The sequence below is a fragment of the Streptomyces sp. NPDC091281 genome (genome assembly GCF_044757425.1).
Classification (GTDB): Bacteria; Actinomycetota; Actinomycetes; order Streptomycetales; family Streptomycetaceae; genus Streptomyces.
On sequence record NZ_JBIVUY010000003.1, the window covers coordinates 306671 to 325416 of the forward strand.

The 18746-nt window shown below is 77.1% G+C and carries 10 protein-coding genes; 7 read left to right on the forward strand and 3 right to left on the reverse strand.

The annotated features are described in order from the left end of the window. Nucleotides 1–1350 precede the first annotated feature (1350 nt). Nucleotides 1351–2799: a PucR family transcriptional regulator gene (locus tag ACIQPQ_RS09770; RefSeq protein WP_401302058.1), complete on the reverse strand. Its 1449-nt coding sequence runs from the start codon at nucleotides 2797–2799 to the stop codon at nucleotides 1351–1353. A 224-nt stretch (nucleotides 2800–3023) separates the two neighbouring features. Here ACIQPQ_RS09770 and ACIQPQ_RS09775 point away from each other — a divergent pair, with 224 nt between their 5' ends. The 6 genes from ACIQPQ_RS09775 to ACIQPQ_RS09800 all read left to right on the forward strand — a co-directional run bounded on the left by ACIQPQ_RS09775 (nucleotide 3024) and on the right by ACIQPQ_RS09800 (nucleotide 16202). Further along, nucleotides 3024–3722 (forward strand): response regulator transcription factor, encoded by a 699-nt coding sequence (locus ACIQPQ_RS09775; RefSeq protein ID WP_401302061.1) that lies wholly within the window; start codon nucleotides 3024–3026, stop codon nucleotides 3720–3722. Nucleotides 3723–3726: 4 nt separating this feature from the next. After that, a complete protein-coding gene (locus tag ACIQPQ_RS09780) occupies nucleotides 3727–5343 on the forward strand; it encodes a sensor histidine kinase (protein ID WP_401302064.1) in 1617 nt (538 codons plus the stop codon). Nucleotides 5344–5709: 366 nt separating this feature from the next. Continuing rightward, the gene (locus tag ACIQPQ_RS09785; protein WP_383778628.1) at nucleotides 5710–6777 is read left to right on the forward strand and encodes a sensor histidine kinase; all 1068 of its coding nucleotides are present in this window, start codon (nucleotides 5710–5712) and stop codon (nucleotides 6775–6777) included. 527 nt (nucleotides 6778–7304) lie between these two features. Next, the gene (locus ACIQPQ_RS09790; RefSeq protein WP_401302068.1) at nucleotides 7305–10172 is read left to right on the forward strand and encodes a LuxR C-terminal-related transcriptional regulator; all 2868 of its coding nucleotides are present in this window, start codon (nucleotides 7305–7307) and stop codon (nucleotides 10170–10172) included. After that, nucleotides 10169–12937, forward strand: coding sequence for an AAA family ATPase (locus ACIQPQ_RS09795; RefSeq protein WP_401302071.1), 2769 nt, complete (start codon nucleotides 10169–10171; stop codon nucleotides 12935–12937). Before ACIQPQ_RS09790 ends, ACIQPQ_RS09795 begins: the two co-directional genes overlap by 4 nt. Before the next feature lie 172 nt (nucleotides 12938–13109). After that, on the forward strand, nucleotides 13110–16202 hold the full coding sequence (locus ACIQPQ_RS09800) for an AAA family ATPase (RefSeq protein ID WP_401302074.1): 3093 nt from the start codon (nucleotides 13110–13112) through the stop codon (nucleotides 16200–16202). Nucleotides 16203–16265: 63 nt separating this feature from the next. Here the strand turns inward: ACIQPQ_RS09800 and ACIQPQ_RS09805 are convergent, their stop codons facing one another. Together ACIQPQ_RS09805 and ACIQPQ_RS09810 are read right to left on the reverse strand one after the other, a co-directional pair. After that, entirely contained in the window at nucleotides 16266–16562 is a 297-nt protein-coding gene (locus ACIQPQ_RS09805) for an acyl-CoA carboxylase epsilon subunit (RefSeq protein ID WP_401302077.1), read from the reverse strand. A gap of 47 nt (nucleotides 16563–16609) precedes the next feature. Beyond that, nucleotides 16610–17380, reverse strand: a complete 771-nt coding sequence (locus ACIQPQ_RS09810) for a thioesterase II family protein (protein ID WP_401302080.1) — start codon at nucleotides 17378–17380, stop codon at nucleotides 16610–16612. 395 nt (nucleotides 17381–17775) lie between these two features. Here ACIQPQ_RS09810 and ACIQPQ_RS09815 point away from each other — a divergent pair, with 395 nt between their 5' ends. Further along, on the forward strand, nucleotides 17776–18627 hold the full coding sequence (locus ACIQPQ_RS09815; protein WP_401302083.1) for a metallophosphoesterase family protein: 852 nt from the start codon (nucleotides 17776–17778) through the stop codon (nucleotides 18625–18627). The last annotated feature ends 119 nt before the right edge of the window (nucleotides 18628–18746 follow it).

The following is an 18746-nucleotide window of genomic DNA, read 5'->3' on the forward strand; positions in this document are numbered from 1 at the left end:
GAGGTGACGCGCGGGGGAGGTCAACGAATGCCGGGGCCGACCGGGAAATACTGCGGTGCCCCCTGCGGGGCGGGTTCGGTCATCGCGCGTAGCGGGGGTTCGGTAGGGCGGTTCGGTACGGTCAGGTGTGCACCGGTCGCGCGGTCCGCCCCGGCGGCGGGCATGTTGCGCGGGCGTGGCCCGGGTATGTCGGGGAGAACAAGGCATCGCTACGAAGAGGGTCTTGACCTGCGGTCCGACCCTCATCCGGCATGGTTCGGACACAGACTCCGGCCAGACGTGAACGACGCTCAGCTCCACGCGGGCCGCGCAAAGTAACGATTCGGTCGCGACGGTGGCCGGTTGGTTTCGCCGGTCCGGACCGGGGAACCGCACCTGCTCGGACCGCGGTCGATCCACGGATTCAAAAGGCCGACGCCGCGGATTGCGGAAAAAGTGCGACGGAAATCCGGATGGTCCGAAACGGGTGCCCGGCAGGCGGTCACGTGAATTCGCCGCCCTCCCCCGTGCGGCGGGGCACGGTGAACGCGCTCGGGCGTCTCCGACGGGAACGGAGGAGGGCGGCGACGCCGGTTTCGCCGGGGGCCGAAACGGGCAATCCACGGGCGCCGTCAGTTCACACACGGGCACGTGCGACGGAGGACCGGGCCGCGGATGTCCACGCGGCCCGGAACGGAATTCATTCATGACGCATCCATGCGCCGGCCGGCGTGCGCCCGCGTCGGTGGGACCAGACGGAGTGTCATTGCGGCGGACGGCTGCGGAAGATGGGCACGCAGTGCCGTCGGACGACATCACCGGGTGGGGCCGGACTCCCCTTTGCCGGACGCCCTCGGAGAATCCCGCCTCGCGCGGTGCGCGCCGTTTCCGGATTGCCTACCGGGGCGCGTGCGGGGCGCCGGAATACGGAAATACAGAACCGCAAAAGCGCGGCGGCACGGCGGAGGGGCGGCGAACGGGCGGGGACACGGTGGGGAACGGAGAGTGCGCCGCCCGAACAGCAGGAGGAACAGGAAGAACAGGCGGAACAGGAAGAGGGGATGGTGCGGCACGTCGACGGCCCCGTGCCGGGACGGGGCGGCGCCCGCCCGGAGGTCGTCCGGGGCGCGGTCGCCGTGCGGTGCCGCCGGGGTGGGCGGCCGTCGCCCCGGCGCGGTGGCCGGAAGCGGGTGGTGCGGGTCGTACCGGTGGAGCGGGTGCGGGGCCTGGGCGGGCGGGGTGGGCCTGTCGCCGGGGGCCGCCGGGGTGCGCCGGGCGGATCTGGCACACCCGGAGATACGTGGCGTGGCGCCGGGCGTTCACGCGGGGCGGTGTCCTGGACGGTGCGCGTGGTCCGGCCGGGCGGGATGATCAGGCACGGAGTGCCGGTGCGCAGGCCTCCTCGGCGGGGCGCCGGGGCGGGGGTACGCCGGGGCCGCGGACGGCGACCGTGGCGCGTACGCCGTCGCCGGGCGGGCCGGAGCGCAGGCCGGTCGCCGCCGACGGCCAGGAGGCACGGCGGGCGGGGGCCGGGCGGGCGGGAAGCGGCGCGGGCGCGGCCGGGGGCGGCGCAGGAGTATGAGGAGCCACGGCCTCAGGAGCGGCACCGGTGACCTCCGCGGCCTCCACGCCGGGCTCGGTCCCGGTCCAGGTGTCGCTCTCGCGTCCGGTCCCGGTCGTCCCGGTCGCGGCGGCGGTCTCCGGGGCGGCCTCGGTGCCCAGCAGGCCCGCGCTGCGCTGGAGCCGGGTCACGGCGACGACCGCGAGGGCCGCGCGCAGGGTGCTCAGGCCGCGCAGTCCGTCGACGCGCTGCCCGGTGAGCCGGCCGATGCGCTGCAGACGCCGGTCCAGGGTGTTGCGGTGCACGCCGAGGCGTTCGCAGGCGCGGTGGCGGACACCGTCGGCGGCGATGAGCGCGGTCAGCGTCTCCCACAGCACCGGGTGCTCCTGGAGCGGCTCGACCATCCGCAGCAGGCGCTCCGACACCTCCGGGTTCTCGGCGGCGCCGTACTCCACGAGGACGTCGTCGAGTTCGTAGACGCCGGGCGGACAGTCGAGGGCGAGGAGGGTGGCGCAGATGCCGTCGGCGACGGACAGGCCGACCGGGTCCGGGGTCTGCGGCACCGCCGGTTTGCCGCGCGCCGGGTCCTGCCAGTGCACGGCGATCCACACGTCGCCCGGCAGGTCGGCGTGCGCCTCGCGGGCCAGTTCCACCGCCTCCTGCTGGCCGGCGGCGGGCAGCAGCACGTGCGCGCCCTCGTCGGCGGCGAGGACGACGATGCCGGGGCGGGCCCGGAAGACACGGTCGAGGTCGGCGAGGGAACAGAACGCCGTCCGCACCGACAGCACCGCGCGGGCCTCCGCGGACCGGGGCGTGGCCGGTTCGGCGGCGGGCCGGGGGCGGGCCGGGGCGGGCGGGCCCGCGAGGCTCTCGCCGGTGCCGCCGCCCTCGTAGAAGCCGCAGTTCAGTTCGCGGCTCACGCGGCGGCAGGCGTCCCCGAGGCGGAGCACCATGACCTCGTGGGTCAGCGCGTCCTGCTCCGGGCCGCCGACCGTGCAGCGGTTGATGAGGCGGCGGGTCATGCCGCGCACCGTGGTGAGGAGTTCGTCGACCGATCCTCCGTCGCGGGCCCAGGCCCGCCCCTCGGCGCGGACGCGGGCCGCGCTCTGCTCGCTCCAGTCGCCCTGTCCGGACACCACTTCGGTCAGCGCCGAGAAGATCTCCCAGGTGACCCGGCGGCGCGCCTCGTCGGCGTCCGGGTCGCCCTCGGACGCGAACAGGGGGTGAAGGTCGGGTACCGTCCCCGCGTATGTCGTCATGTCCGGACACTCAAGTCCACGAAGATCAGAGGTACATCAAAGCCCTCTCAGAGACCGATCGGAACTCTGCTGCAATCGATCATTGCTGTGCCATCATGACGACGACGGAACGTGACCACACCCCTCGTCCGGTCTCGTCCGGCGGCAACGGAGATCACCCAACAGCCCTAGGTTCCGACTGACTTCATGGTGTGCACCCGATGAACAAGAGCGACACGTCCGCAATGACGACCGTTCTCGTCGTGGAGGACGAGTCGAGCATTGCCTCCATGCTCACCATGGCCTTGCAGTTCCTGGGGTTCGAGGTGGTCACCGCGGCCCGGGGCTCCGAGGCCCTCGAACGTGCCGCGACGCACGGCCCCGACGTCATCCTCCTCGACGTGCTGCTGCCCGACATGGACGGTTTCGAGGTGTGCCGCCGCCTGCGGGAGGCGGGCGTGAGCGCCCCGGTGCTCTTCGTGACCGCGCGTGACGCCGTGGAGGACAAGGTCCGCGGGCTGGAACTCGCCGACGACTACGTCACCAAGCCGTTCGACCTCAACGAGGTGGTGGCCCGCATCCGCGCCGTCATGCGCCGCGGGCGCGAGCTGCCCGCCAACGGCCGCCGTCTGAAGGCGGGATGGGTGGAGCTGGACCAGGACACCCGCGAGGTGTGGCAGCACGGCCGTCCGGTGCAGTTGTCGTCGACCGAGTTCGCGCTGCTGCGCTACCTCCTGGAGAACGCCGACCAGGTGCTGTCCAAGGCGCAGATGCTCGACAACGTCTGGAGCTACGACTTCCAGGGCGAGTCGGGCATCGTCGAGACCTACATCTACTACCTGCGCCGCAAGCTCGGCGACACCGACCAGACGCTGATCCACACCGTGCGCGGTGCGGGCTACCTGGTGCGGTCGTCCCCTCCGGCGCAGTCCGCGGAAGGCTGAGGCCATGCCCACCGACGCGGACGGCGCCGCGCGCCGCAGCAGCACCCCCCGCCGCCCCGGGGCGGGGGGTTCGCGCGAGCGCCCGTGGCCGTCGTGGCGGCTCGTGTGGTGCTTCCTGGTGCTCACCGTGGTCGGGGTGCTGGCCGTGGACGTGCACTGCGCCGTCGCGCTCGGCGACCGGCTGCGGGAGCGCACCGACGAACAGCTCGTCCAGACCCACCGGTTCCGGCTCGACGCGCTGCGCGAGGGCCTAGGCCTGTTCCCCACCCGGGACGGCTCGGCCGCCCTGCTCACCGACGGGCGGGGCGGCGTACGGACCTCGACCGGGCCCCGCGACCTCGTCGAGGGCCTGCCGACGGACGGACCGGAGATACGCGAGCGTGCCGGGCTCGGCCGGGCCGCCGGGGCGGGCGGGCACGGTGTGCGGGTGGTGGTCGACCGGCTGCCGGACGGCACCTACCTGGTCACCGGCCGGTCCACGGCCGCCGACGAGTCGGCCGTGCGGTCGATCACGGTCCGGCAGATCGCCTTCAGCGTCGCCCTGGTCACCACCCTGTGCGCGGGCGCGCTGTGGGTGCGGCGGCGGTCGCTGGCACTGGCCCGCGGCACGGCCGCCGAAGGCCCGGACGCGACGGAATGCCCGGACCGCCCGAACCGTCCCGACTGCCCCGATTCCGCCGGGACTTCGGCGGGCGCCGGGGCGGCGCGGCCGACGGAGGGCGCCGGGGTCGTGGTGCACTCGGGCGCGGTGACGGACCCGGGGGCGGTCGTCGTGGTGGCGGGCGGCGGGGCGCGGGACGCCGAGGAGCACCGGGTGTGGTGTCCGGACGACACCGAACGGCTCCGCGAGCTGGTCGGCGCCGCGAGCCACGAGCTGCGCACCCCGCTGACCACGATCACCGGGTACGCCCAACTCGCCCGGATCGGCGGGCTGGAGGACCCCCGGCGGCTCGACGAGGCGATGGGGCAGGTGCAGTCCGAGATGGTGCGCGTCACCCGCCTCGTCGAGGACATGCTGCTGCTGGCCCGCGCCGAACGCGGCGGCATCCTGGAGCAGGAGCCCGTCGACCTCACCGAACTGTGCGAGCGGGCGGTGGACCGGGCGCAGCCCGCCGACGCCCGGCACACCCTGCGCTGTGTCACCGACTCCTCGCCGCACCTCGTGCTCGGCGACGGACGGCGGCTCGGCCAGGTCATCGACAGCCTCCTCGCCAACGTCCTCGCGCACACCCCCGCCCGCTCCTCGGCCGAGCTGCGGCTGCGGCGGGACGGCCGCCGGCACGTCATCGACGTGGTGGACGACGGTCCCGGCATCCCGGCCGGTGTCCGGCAGCGGGTCTTCGAACCGTTCTTCCGGGGTCCCGCCGGGACGGCGCGGACCGCGACCCTCGCGGACGTCCGCCCGGGGCGCGGGCTGGGCCTGAGCGTCGCGGCGGCCGTGGTGACGGCGCACGGCGGGTCCATCCGGCTCCAGCCGTCCGAGCGGGGCGCCTGGTTCCGGGTCGTGCTGCCGCCGCTCACCGGCGCCCCCGGCCCCGACGAGGCCCCCGCGCGCGAGGCCGCGCCGCGCGCGCTCGGCCGGGCACGGCCCGCCGCCGGGGAGTGCCCGGAACCCTGCTGACGGCGGGCGGCGCGAGGGCACGCCGAAACGGGCCGCGAAAGGGCACGTAGAACGCGCTGACCGGCGCTCGAACCGGGCCCGGGACGTGCCCGGAACACGGAGGACGCAGGGACACCGTAGGCGGTGAGGCGTTTCGGCCGGATGACGCGGTGGCAAATATTGCTGTCAACTCCCTGTCATGACGTGGGACTTGGCGTTCCGTCCCGATATCCGCGGGTGGCGGCGGCGCCCTGCCCGGATCGGAGGGGATTCGGAGCGAACCGGTCGGCCCTACGCGCCCGTAGGGAAACCGATCTTGGGTAGGGTGCCCGCAGAGCAAGGGTTTTCCTTGCCGTCTTCGTGCCGCGACCCTGATCGGACGGTTGGGTGGACCATCAACGGACTCGCGGGCAGACCGCTCTGCCGGTCACCCGTTCCCCGGACGCCGTACGGCACCGGCGCGAACGTGCCGCGGTCCGTACGCTGTTCACGGTCGCCGTCCTGCTGTTCCTGACCGTGGGCGCCGCTCCGGGCGGCCGGACCGTCGCGCACGCGGTCACCGCGCCCGCGGCGGGGGCCGCCGGATCACGAACGGAGTCGGCGGGCCGCCCCGCCCGCTACGGCGCCGACCTGGTCGGACCGCTCCCGGCGCCCGACGTCCCCGCCTCCCACACCCTGCTGGAGGCGGCGGCCGTCCTGGTGCCGCTGGCGCTGCTGATCGGCCTGGCCTCGCTGCTGCACCGGGAACGGGCCCGGCGGCGGCGCAGCGAGCGGCGGCTGCTGGAGTTCCTGGCGACCGCCGGGCACGAGCTGCGCACGCCGCTCACCGCGATCTCCGGATATGTGCAACTGGCCCGGCTGGGCGGGCTGACGGACACGGAGACGTTCGAGCTGGCCATGGAGCGCACCACGGACGAGACCCGTCGGATGGCCGCGCTGCTGGACGAGCTGATGCTGCTGACCCGGATCGACCTGGGGCAGCCGCTGCGCCGGGAACCGGTGAACCTGGCCATGCTGTGCCGGGACGCGGCGGCGGACGCGCGGGCCTGTTCGCCGCACCATCCGATCCGGGTGACGATCCTTCCGGGCACCCACACGGTGGTGGGCGACCGCGACCGCCTCTACCAGGCGGTGGCGAACCTGCTGGCCAACGTGCGGCACCACACGCCGGAGGGCACCCGCACCTCGCTGGGGCTCGGCACGGAGGCCGGGTTCCGGGTCATCGAGGTCACGGACGACGGTCCGGGCATCCCGATGGAGCTGCGCCGCACGGCCTTCGAGCGGTTCGTCCACGGCGGTCAGGCGACGGTGCGCCACGCCCCCGAGGACACCGGGACCGGCGGCGGCAACGGCCTGGGGCTGAGCGTCGTCGCCGCCATCGTGGCGGCCCACGGCGGGACGGTGACCCTTCAGCCGGGCAGCGGCGCCTGGTTCCGTATCCAGATCCCCGCCTGAGGCGGTCCGTGCCGCCCCGCATATTCGCGGCGGCCGGAATGGGACGGTCCCCCGCCCGGCCGCGGTTGCGGGCGCGACGGGTATGCCAGGGACATTCCAGCGGCAATCACCCCACCCCCGGCCGTGTAATGCTCAACAAATCCAGGACCGTCACCCGGCTTCATTTCCCGCACTCCCGAAACCGGCAAAATCTGGCGAAAGGACCAGGCCGAAGAGCATGAGCGACAACGTCACCGGACCCGTATTCGCGAGTTCCCGGACTTTCCCTCTCCAGAGCGGGAAGAGAACCCGAATCGGCTACAATTCCGAGGCTGTATGCGTACCGTGACGCGTGCGGGACACCGGCCCGGCAGCCGCCCACCCGGCGGCCAAGGCGCTCCGCCCTCCACCCCTGGGCTCCCCACGACGTCCCGCCGTCCCGCGTACCGCCGCGCCCGTCGTGCGGTCCCCCTCACCGACCCCGGCCGCACCACTCCGGCGCGCGGCGCCCCTCACGTGTCCGTCCCCACAGAACACCCGGTGGCATCGTGAACCTAGCCCTGGCCGCGGGCGCCCCCCGCCCGCGCACCGGCCCGGAGCGGGCCGCGCCCCTCGTGGGCCGCGGCGCCCACCTCTCGGCCCTCATCCGGCACGCCTCCCGCACCGGCGCGTCCCCCGTTCCCGCCGTGCTGCTCACCGGGCCCGCGGGCATCGGCCGCAGCAGCCTCCTGGACACCTTCTGCCGGTCCGTCTCCCCCTGGGCGGCCGTCCTCGAAGCGGGAGCGGCGGACGGCACCTGGCGCACCCGGCCCGGCGCCGCCCCGGACCACCTCGGCATCACCCCGGACGGCAACGACGCGGTGGCGGAACGGTTCGGCAGCGACGGCGGCCCGCACGCCGCCAGCCCGCACCAGCTGCACGCGGCCGTGCTCGGCCTCGCCCGGCGCGGCCCCGTCGTCCTCGCCGCCGACGACGCCCACCTCGACCGGCCCGACACCCTGCGCGCCCTCGGCTACGTCCTGCGCCGCGCCGCGGACCTGCCCCTGCTGCTCCTGGTGACCGTGCCCACCGCGACCGGCGACGCCGAACCGCCCGCGCTCAGCGCCCTGCTCACCCACCCGGCGTGGACCACCACCGAACTCCCGCCCCTCACCGCCCCGCAGACCGCCGAACTCCTCACCCGGCGGCTGGGCAGGCGCCCCGAACCGGCCCTGCTGCGCCGGTGCCTGGAGCACTCCGCGGGACTGCCCGCCGCCGTCCTCGCCTTCGCCGACCGGCACGAGACGACCGCCGGGACGGACGCCGGGGCGGGCAACGGGGCGGACGGCCGCGTTCCGCGACCGCGGCGGGCCGCGACCGCCGGTCCGGGTCCGCTGCCGCGTTCGGCGTCGACCGTGCTGTCCGCCGTCACCGTCCTCGGCTGCGCCGAACCGGAACTCGTCAGCCGTCTGACCCGGCTGCCCGAACCCGCCGTACGGCGCAGCCTCGACCAGCTCACCGCGCGGCGGGCCCTCACCGCCGAGGGGCGCCCGGACCCGGCCGTACCCGCCCCCGGTCCGGAGCGGCGCCGCGGCCCGGACGACGGCACCCCGCTGCACGCGCGCGCCGCCCGCCTGCTGGAGGACGAGGGACGGCCCCCCCAGGAGGTCGCCGACGTTTTGCTGCGGGTCCGTCACGGCGCCGCGCCCTGGATGCTGGAGACGCTGTACGCCGCCGCCCTCGACACCGACTCCCCCGAGGCGGCCGTGCGGTACCTCTCGCACGCCCTCGACCTCGGCGCCGACCAGGACGGCCGGACCCTGCGCCGCGTCCGGGCCCGGCTCGCGGACACGCTCGCCGAGTCCGACCCCTTCGTCGCGCTCCAGCACCTCGGGGCGCTCCTCGCCACCTGCGCCGACGGTCCCGAACTCGCCCGCGTCGCCCGGCGGTACGCCGACGCCCTCCTCGCCCTCGGCCACGCCGACGAGGCCGCGCGACTGCTGGCCCGCGTCCTGGACCGCACCGCCGCACCGGGCACCGTCACCGTCCCCGAGGACCGCCGTCCCGGCCTGGAGGCGGCGCTGCTGCTGAGCGGCGCGCTGCTGCCCGCGACCGCGCCCTGGACCGGGGAGCGCTCCCAGTCCGGCGGCCCGGCCACCGGCACCTGCGCCGGACCCGGCCGCCGGAGGCTCCAGGTGGTGCGCGCCGTGCTGTCGGCACTCGGCGGACGGCCCACGAACCCGCCCGGCACCGGTCCGGCGCACGAGGCGCCGCCCGGCCCGGCCGACCGCGCGGGCACCCCGCTCGACGACCTGACGCGCGTGGCGTCGGCGCTCGCCGCCCAGCTCGCCGACCGCCCCACCGCCGCCCTCGACATCCTCGACGGACTGCTGCGGCACCCGGCGCGCGGCGGCCCCGACCCGAGCCGGGTCCAGGCGTACCTGGTGCGCGCGCTGGTGCGCTGCGGCCTGGGCGACCTGCCCGGCGCGGAACGCGACGGACGGCGCGCCCGGGGCCTCGCCGGGGGCGGCGGGCCGGGCGTGGCGCCGGCCGTGGTCCTCGCGTACGTCCTCGCGCAGCGCGGCGCGACCACCGCCGCCGCGGCCCTCCTCGCCGAGGTCCGCGCGGCCGAACTGCGGCCCCTCTTCTACCTGCACCCCCTGTACTGGAGCGCCGTCGCCGCCGTCCGGCGCGCCCACGGCGACCCGCGCGGGGCGCTGCGCGCGCTGCGCGCGGCCGGGCGCGCCCTCGGGCACGGCGCCGCCGCCCCGCTGACGGCGCTGCCCTGGTGGCTGGAGGCGGCCGACCTGCTCACCGCGCTGGGCGACCCGGCCGCGGCCCGGCACGTCGCCGCCGAGCACAGCGGCGACGACCGCGACCACGGTGACGGTGCCGACGGCGCTGCCCGCTCGCCGCGTGCCGCCGGGGCCGTGCTGCTGGCCCGCGGGCTGGCGACGCCCGGACCGGCCGGTCTGGCGCTGCTGCACGAGGCGTGCGCCCGGCTCGCGGACTCTCCCGCCCGGCTGCTGCGTGCCCGCGCCGAACAGGCCCTGGGGGTCGCCCTGCTGGACGCGGGTGTCCCGGCGTCGGCCCGGCCCCGGCTGCGGACCGCGCTGGACCTGATGACCGGCTGCGGAGCCGGGGACGCGGCCGAGCCCGTCCGGCGTCGGCTCGCCGAGGCGGGCGGGCGGCCCCGCCGGCAGACCGCCTGCCCCGGCGACGCGCTCACCGAACGGGAGCGCAGAGTCGCCGAGTTGGCGATGGCGGGCCACTCCAACCCCGAGATAGCCGAGGCCCTCTACATCACCCGGCGCACCGTCGAGCTGCACCTGACGCACACGTACCACAAGCTCGGTGTCAGCGGGCGGGACGATCTGAGCGCGATCCTGGAGGCGCCCGGCGCCGCGCCGCGCCGGACGGGTGGTGAGCGCGGGTGAGCGCGCCGACCGGGCACCGCACCGCCGCCGCGGGAGCGGTCCTGCGGGCCACGGCCGACCGGGACGGGCTGGCCCCGCTGTACGGGCGGGACGCCGAACAGGCCGCGCTGCTGCACATGGTGACGCGGCTCGCCTCCGGGACCTCGGGCGTGACCGTCCTGCACGGCACCCCCGGCAGCGGACGCAGCCGCCTGCTGCGGCGCGGCACGGCCCTGGCCCGCTCGGTGGGCGTCCAGGTGCTCACCGCGCAGGGCTCGCCGTCGCGTACGGACGTGGCGTACGGCGTCGTCGAGCAGTTGCTGGCGCGGCCCGCCCGCGCCGCGGGAGCCGCCGCGCCCGCGCTGACGGGACTGTCGGGGCTGTCGGGGCTGTCGGGCCCGACCGGAGCGGGGGTCGCGGCGGTCGTCTCCGGCGGGTCCGCCGGGCACCAAGGCTTCCCGGGCTCCTCCGCGACCGCCGGGACCGCCGGGTTCAGCGGCTCCGCCGCCGCTGCGGCGGGTTGGGCGGCGGACACGGGCGCCGGGTGTGCCGGGGCCGTGCGGTGCCGGGCCCTGCTCGCCGTGGCGCACCGGCCGACGCTGCTCGCCGTGGACGACGTGCAGTGGGCGGACGCCGGGTCCCTCGACGTGCTCGCGGGGCTGCTGCGGAGGCTCGGCGCGGCGCCGCTCGGGGTGCTGCTGACCGTGACCGGCGCGCGCGGCGAGTTCCCCGACGCCTGCGCCGGACTCCTCGACCAGGCCGCCGCCCTCCAGGACGGGCGGGGCCTGCTGCTGGAGCTGGGGCCCCTGGGTCCGGGCGCGACGCAGGCCCTGTGCGCCGACGCGGGCGTCCCCGCGCCGCCCCCGTCGGACACGGCCTGGTGGACCCGGGCCGCCCGGCTGAGCGGCGGCAACCCGTGGCTGCTGCGGCACACGCTGGACGAACTGCGGCGCGAACCGGGCGACCTCACCGAGGAACGGACCCGCGCCGGGTTCGCCTGCGCGGTCGGCACGGCGCGGGAGCAGCGGGCCGCCGAGTCGGCCGCCGCGCTCACACCGGGACCACTGGCGCTGCTGCGCGGCCTCGCGGTGAGCCGGGGACTGGTCCCGGTGGAGCGGGTGGCCGCGCTCGTCGGCCTCGACGGCAGCCGCGTCGGCGGTCTGCTGCGGGAGCTGCGGGTCAGCGGGCTGATCGACTTCCGCGATCCGCCCCGGCCGCGTCTGACGGACCGTACGGCGGGTCTGCTCGCCGGGGTGGACGGCGAGGCGCGGCGGCGGCTGCACACGGAGGCCGCCCGCTGGGCGCACCGCTGCGACGCCGACGAGGAGGCCCTGGCCGGACTGCTGCTCACCACGGTGCCGCTCGGCGAGCCGTGGGTGCCGCCGGTGCTGCGCCGGGCCGCCCGCGGGCTGCTGGGACGCGGCGAGGTGACCGGCGCGACCGAGCTGCTGGAGCGGGCGCTGCGGGAACCGCTGGCCCCCGCCGAGCGCGCCGAGGTGCTGCTGGAGGCGGCAGAGGCGTACACGATCACGGCGCCTGCGGCCGCGGACCGGCGGATCTCCGAACTGCTGTCCGGGGCGCCCGCGCCGCTGGTGCGGACCTCGGCCGCGGACCTGCTCCTGGCGCGCGGCGTACCGGGCTCGGTCGCGCGGGGGCCGGACGCCTGGTACCGGGGCGCCCGGTCCGCCGCGACGGCGCTCGGGTCGCCGACCGGGGGCACCGCCGGGACCGTGACCGGGGGCGCGGCGCGGGCGGCCGGGCCGGGAGCGCCCACCGGGGAGACCGGGGATCTGTGGAGCGGCGGCGCTGTGGCCCCGGCGGGGTCCGGGAACGCGCCGGGTCCGGCCGTGGGGGCTGCGGTGCTGGTCGCGCGGGCGTGGCGGCAGGCGGTGCGCGGGGAGGACGCGGCCGCGGTGACGGAGATGTGCCGGGAGGTGCTGCGCACCACGCCCCTGGACGGTGCCCTGTTCCCCCGGCTCACCGCCTGCTGCGCGCTGTCCCTCGCGGACGGCCACGGCACGGCCCGTACCGCTCTGGACGCCACCCTCGCGGAGGCCCGCCGCCGCCGCAGCCCCTCCCTCGTCGCGCTGGGGCTGCTGCTGCGCGCGCACCTCAACCTGCGCGCGGGCGACCCGGACACCGCCGCCCACGATCTCTCCGCCTCCCGCGACCTGGTCCCGCCGCACCTGTGGCATCCGACCCGGCTCACCACCCTGCGCGCCGCCGAACTGCGGCTGCTGGTGGCCCGGGAGCGGTACGAGGAGGCGGCCCGGCTGGCCGCCGAGGAGCTGCCGTCCGGCGCCGAGGAGAGCAGTCCGACCATTCAACTGCTGTACGCGCGCGCCCAGTTGTGGCTCTGCCTGGGGCGGCCGGGGCAGGCGCTCGCGGAGGCCGAGGAGTGCGGGCGCCGGCTCGCCGCGCGCGGGTGGGCGAACCCGTCGTGGGTGCCGTGGCGTTCGCTCGCCGCGCTGGCCCGGCTCGGCCACGGCGACCGGGAGCGCGCCGAGGAACTGTTCGCGGAGGAGATGCGGCTGGCGCGGCGCTGGGGCAGCGACTCGGCCTACGTGTGGGCCGAGTCGCGGCACCGGCTCGGTGTCCCCGGGCAGCCGTCCGACCGTGCCGGGGAGGGCGGGCCGCACCGGTTCGGCCGGACGGCGGCGGGACGGCGGGCGGCGCGGGCGCTGGTGGCCCAGGAGGTCGCCGGGGTGCGGCGCGGGACGTGGGCGCGGTGCGGCGGCCCCGGGCCGGGTGCCGCCGGGGACGGCGGTGGACGGGTGCCGCCCTGACCCGCGGCGGCGCCTCGGACGACGGGGCCCGGAGCACACCGTGTCACCGCCCCGCCCCGGCCGTTCCCGCTCCCCCGCGCTCCACGCTCCCCCTGCGCGCCTGCGCCCCCCGCTGGACCCTTGCACCCCTTGCACCCCTTGCCCGACCGGACCGTGAAAGAAGGCTGCCGACATGCTGCTTGAGCGGCAGAACGAACTGAGAGTGGCGGCCGAGGCCCTGCGGATCACCGCGCGGGGCAGCGGGTCCCTCGTCGTGATCAGCGGCCCCCCGGGCATCGGCAGGTCCGCGCTGCTCGCGGAGATCGGTGAACTGGCGGCCCGTTCGGCGGCCGGTCCGGCGGGGGCGCCGCGCCCGCTGGTGATGCGGGCGTACGCGGCGCCCGCCGAACAGGACCTGTCGCTCGGCGTCGCCCGCCAACTGCTGGAGCCCGTGGTGTCCTCCAGCGCCTTCGTGGCGCGCTGGGGTTCGGGACCGGCCCGGCCCGCGCTGGCCTTCCTCCAGGGCGATCCCGAGTCGCCCCGGCAGCACTCCGCGACGGTCCCGCGGGCGCTGCTGTCGCTGATGGAGCACATCAGTCACGACCGGATGGCGGTGCTCCTCGTCGACGACCTGCACTGGGCGGACGAGGCCACCCTGGACTGGCTCGACCACCTGGCGCGGCAGGTCGCGCACCGCAGGATCCTGGTGGTGGCCACGGTGTGCGAGGGCGAAGCCGCCGCCCCGCCGCCCGGCGACCGGTTCCTGGGCGCGGCCGAGCACACGCTGCGGCCCGCCCCGCTCGGCGCGGCCTCCGTGGCGGCGCTGGTCGTGGAACGGCTGGAGGCGGCCCCCGAACCGGAGTTCGCGGCGGCCTGCCTGACCGCGTCCGGCGGCAACCCGCTGCACCTGGTGTCGCTGCTCCAGGAGTGCCGGGCCCGCGGCGTCGCCCCGGTGGCGGAGCAGGCGGAGCGTACGGCGGCGCTGGTGCCGCCCCTGCTGCGGCGGCGTCTGCTGCTGTGCCTGCGCGGCCAGCCGCCGTCCGTACCGGCCGTCGCCCGCGCGCTGCTGGTGCTCGGCGACGACGCCGATCCGCGCTCGATCGGCGAGGTGGCCGGGCTGGACCCGGTGGACCGCGAGGACGGCCTGTGGCGGCTGCGGCGGCTGCACCTGGTCACCCGGGACGGCGGCGTGCCCCGGCTGGCGCACCGGGTGGTCCACGAGGTGGTGGAGGAGGCCACCCCGCCCGGCGAGCGCAACCGGCTGCACCAGCGCGCCGCCGCCCTGCTGCGCTACCGGGGCGGCACGCCGGAACGGGTCGCGGCGCATCTGCTGGCGACCACCACCCACTTGGACGTGGACGCGGTGGCCGCGCTGCGCGACGCGGCCGGGGCGGCCCTGCGGCGGGGCGATCCGGAGACGGCGGCCCGCTATCTGCGGGCGGCGCTGCGCGACGCCCTCCCGCACACGGCGGCGCGCGCCCGGCTGCTGGTGGAACTGGCCACCGTGGAGCGGAGTTTCGCGCCGTCGGTGGCGATCCGGCACGTCGCGCAGGCGTTCCCGCTGCTGCCGGGGCCGGTGGCCCGCGCGCAGGCGCTCACCGCCCTCACCCCGGTGGTGCCGGGCGTCACCCTGCTGTCGCTGGGCGACCTGCTGCGGCAGACCGCGCAGGAACTGGGCGGCGCCGGTACGCCGTTGGAGCGGACGGGGGACGTGGGCGGCGGGCGGGACGCGGAGTCCGCCGGAGGCGACACCACTGCCGGGGCCGGTCCGGCCGCAGAAGCCGCTGGAGCCGACCAGGGTGCGAACGGCCCGGAGGGCCAAGGGAGTTCCGGTGCTCCCGGTGCGGTGGAGCGCGCGCGGTACGCGGAGGTGTCCGTCGGGCGGGCGCCGGGGGCGGACGGGGTGACGGGGTCCGACGACCGGGAGTCGCTGGTGCTGCGGCTGGAGGCCCGGCTGCGGCACCTGTGCGAGAACGACCCGGCGGTACTGGCCTCGGCCGGGGAGCGGCTGGCCGGGCTGGGCGAGCGGCCCGCGCTCGACGGCGGCGGGCGGCGCGAGCTGGTGGTGTCGCTGCTGCACGCGACGACCGTGGCGGGCACGCGGACCGCCGCGGCGGTGGCGGCGCTGGCCCGGCGGGTGCTGGACCACGAACCGGCCCGCGCCGCGCACGTGCACACGGTGCTGCCGCTGCTGGTGCCGGTGCTGGTCGCGGCCGACGCGCTGGACGGCGTCTCCCCGTGGCTGGACACCGCGCTGGCCGACGCCGAGCGGCGCGGCGGGCGGCTGGAGGAGTCGGTGATCCGCAGCGAGCAGGCGCTCGTGCTGCTGGCCCGCGGCCGGTGCGCGGCGGCCCGCGAACACGCCGTCCAGGCCTGCTCACTGGTGGGTCCGGAGGACCTGAGCACACTGTCGGCGCTGGTCACGGTGATGGTGGCGCTGCGCACCCGCGATCCGGCGCTCGCGGACGCGCTGCCGGAACGGCTGCGCGGGCTGCACGAGAACGGCGAGCTGACCGGCCTGCTCATGCTGGTGCGCGGGATCGCCGCCGAGCAGCGCGGCGAGCCGCACCGGGCGGTGGAGCACTTCCTGGACGCCCGGTACGCCCTGGACCGGGCGGGTCGGCGCAACCCGGTGGTGGCGCCGTCGGCGTACTGGGTGGCGCGCGCGCTGCACCGGACCGGTGCCACCGAGCGGGCCGAGCAGGTCAGCGGGCAGCACCTCGAACTGGCCCGCGCCTGGGGTGCCCCGGCGGGACTGGGCCGGGCGCTGGCGCTGCACGCCGCGGTGACCGGCAAGGGGGCGGCGCCGCGGCTGCTGCGGGAGGCCGCCGGGGTGCTGGAGGACTCCGCCGACCTGCACACGCGGGCCACGGTGCTGCTGCGGCTCGCCGAGGCCGTCGGGGCACGGCAGGCCGCCGAGGCGCAGGCGGCGCTGCGCCGGTCGTACGAACTCGCCGTGGAGTGCGGGTCGACGGCGGTCGCGGCCCGCGCGCAGGAGCTGCTGGGGCCGACGGCGGTCGGCGCGGCGGGCCGGTCGACGCATCTGACGCCCGCCGAGCGGATGGTGGCGCGGATGGCGGTGGGGGGGCTGACGAACCAGGCCATCGCGGACGCCCTCGGGGTGTCGCGGCGGGCGGTGGAGAAGCACCTCACGAGCTGCTACCGCAAGACCTCCACGTCGGGCCGGTCGGGGCTGGCGGCCGTCCTCGCCGGATCGGGCGGCCTCGGCCCCGACGAACCGCCGCTCACGTCCGGCGGCGAGGTGCGCCCGCAGGGCGCGGCCTGAGCACCCCGGCGCCGGAGACGGGCGGGGCGCACGGGCCGGGGGACGGGGCGGGGCGGGTACGGCTCACGGGTCGAGGCGCCAGCTCAGCGGCGAACGGTAGTAGGGGCGCCGTTCCAGGCGGCTCCAGCGGGCGGCGGTGAGCGGCCGGCCGGGGCCGTCGTGACGGCCGGCGGCGCGGTCGCGGCCCGCGGCGCGGGCCAGCAGGACCGCCGTCAGCGCGGCGAGTTCCTCCTCGCTGGCCGCGCCCCGCACGACCCGTACGACGGGGCCGGTGCGCGGGGCGGGAGCAGGGGCGGTGTCGGTGGCGGGATCGGGGGCGGACGGCTGTTCGGGCGGACGCGCGGTCCTGTGCTGGGGCATCGGCTCGGTGCTCCTTCCGGTGGGGCGGTGGGCGGCGGCGTCGCGGGTCAGGCGCTCTGCGGCGCGGAGTGGGCCGCGATGTGCTCGCCGAGCAGCTTGATGACGTCGGCGGCGCGGTCGTTGAGGTAGAAGTGGCCGCCGGGCAGGACGGTCAGGTCGAAGCCGCCGGTGGTGTGCCGCTCCCAGTCGCGGGCCTCGTCGACGGTGGTCTTGGGGTCGTCGTCGCCGACGAGGGCGGAGACCGGGCAGGCCACGGTGGCGCCGGGCTCGGCGCGGTAGGTCTCCACGGCCCGGTAGTCGCCGCGCAGGGCGGGCAGGATCATGCGGAGGAGTTCGTCGTCGCCGAGGAGCCGGTCGTCGGTGCCGCTCATGGACTTGACCTCGGCGATGATCCCGTCGTCGTCGCGGCGGTGGACGTTCTCGTCGCGGTACCGGGAGGGGGCGCGGCGGCCGGAGGCGAAGAGGCGGGTGGGGCCGCCGCCGTCGCGTTCGAAGCGGCGGGCCACCTCGAAGGCGACGAGGGCGCCCATGCTGTGCCCGAAGAAGGTCAGCGGGCGGTCGTCCCAGCCGCGCAGCGCCTCGTGGACGCGGTCGGCGAGGGTGCCGATGTCGTCGAGGAGGGGTTCGGCGCGCCGGTCCTGGCGGCCCGGGTACTGGACGGCGACGACGTCGACGCGGGGGCTGAGGGCGGCCGCGACGGGCAGGTAGTAGCTGGCCGAGCCGCCCGCGTGGGGGAAGCAGACCAGACGGTGGGGGGCGTCGGGGGCGGGGTGGAACCGCCGGCACCACAGGCCGTCGTCGGCGGGGGAAACACTCACGCTGCTCGTCCGTCCTTCGTCGATGGTCCGGCGGTCCGCCCGTCGAGGGGGCGGCCCGGCCGTCGGCGGTGCGCGGGGCATCGCGTCGGGCGGGTGCGGTGCGCCGGTGGCTCGGTCACCGGGTCCGGCGGCCGGACCGGACGGACCGGCCCGGCCCGTGCGGACCTGCCGCCACTATCGGGCACCGGGGCCGCCGGGGCGGCGGCGGGGGGCCGAAGTCTGGTCGTTTCCCCCGTCCTTGGCCCGTGGGGGCGGTGACGCGTTGTGCGGCGCGGCGGGCGGGTGGCATAAAGCTCAGCGCCGGACCCGTGCGCGGGAAGACCGGACGCGCAGCGAGGAGCCCTCATGTCCCGTACGACGATTCCGCGGTCCGCGACCGGCCGGGGCCCCCGGCGGTGAGCACGGTGCCGGGCGGCAGGCTCTTCGCGGTCAGCGACCTGCACGTGGCCTACGAGAAGAACCGGGCCGTCGTGGAGGGGCTGCGCCCGTCCGGCCCCGCCGACTGGCTGATCGTGGCCGGGGACGTCGGGGAACTCACCGCCGACGTCGAGTGGGCGCTGCGGCTGCTCGCGGGGCGGTTCGCGCGGGTGGTGTGGGTGCCGGGCAACCACGAGCTGTGGACCCACCCCGACGACCCGGTGACGTTGCGCGGCGAGGCCCGCTACCGGCGGCTGGTGGACTTCTGCCGCGGGCTGGGCGTGGTGACGCCCGAGGACCCGTATCCGCGGTGGGCGGGCCCGGACGGGCCGGTGGTGATCGCGCCGCTGTTCCTGCTGTACGACTACTCGTTCCTGCCGCCGGGTGCCACCGGCGGCGCGGACGGGCTGGCGCGGGCGGAGCGGGCCGGGGTGGTCGCCACCGACGAGTTCCTGCTGCACAGCGACCCCTGGCCGGACCGGGCCGCCTGGTGCCGGGCCCGCCTGGAGTACACGCGGGGGCGGCTGGACGCGTGCCCGCCGGACCTGCCGACCGTCCTGGTCAACCACTTCCCACTGGTCCGTGAACCGACCCGCATCCTGCGCCACCCGGAGTTCGCGCTGTGGTGCGGCACCACCGCCACCCACGACTGGCACGTCCGCTACCGCGCCGCCACGGTCGTCTACGGCCATCTCCACATCCCCCGCACGACCTGGCACGACGGGGTGCCGCACCGGGAGGTGTCGCTCGGCTATCCGCGGGAGTGGCAGGCGCGCGGCATGCCCGACCCGCTGCTGCGGGAGATCCTGCCGCGGCGGAGCGCCCGGTGACGGCGCGCCCCCGGCGCCCGTGGCACCCGGCCGCCTTCCGGAACGGGTCGACCGTCCCGCGGCGGTGACCCCCGGCCGGCGGCGCGCGCCGCGGGCCGCCATCGAACCGACGGAGAGCA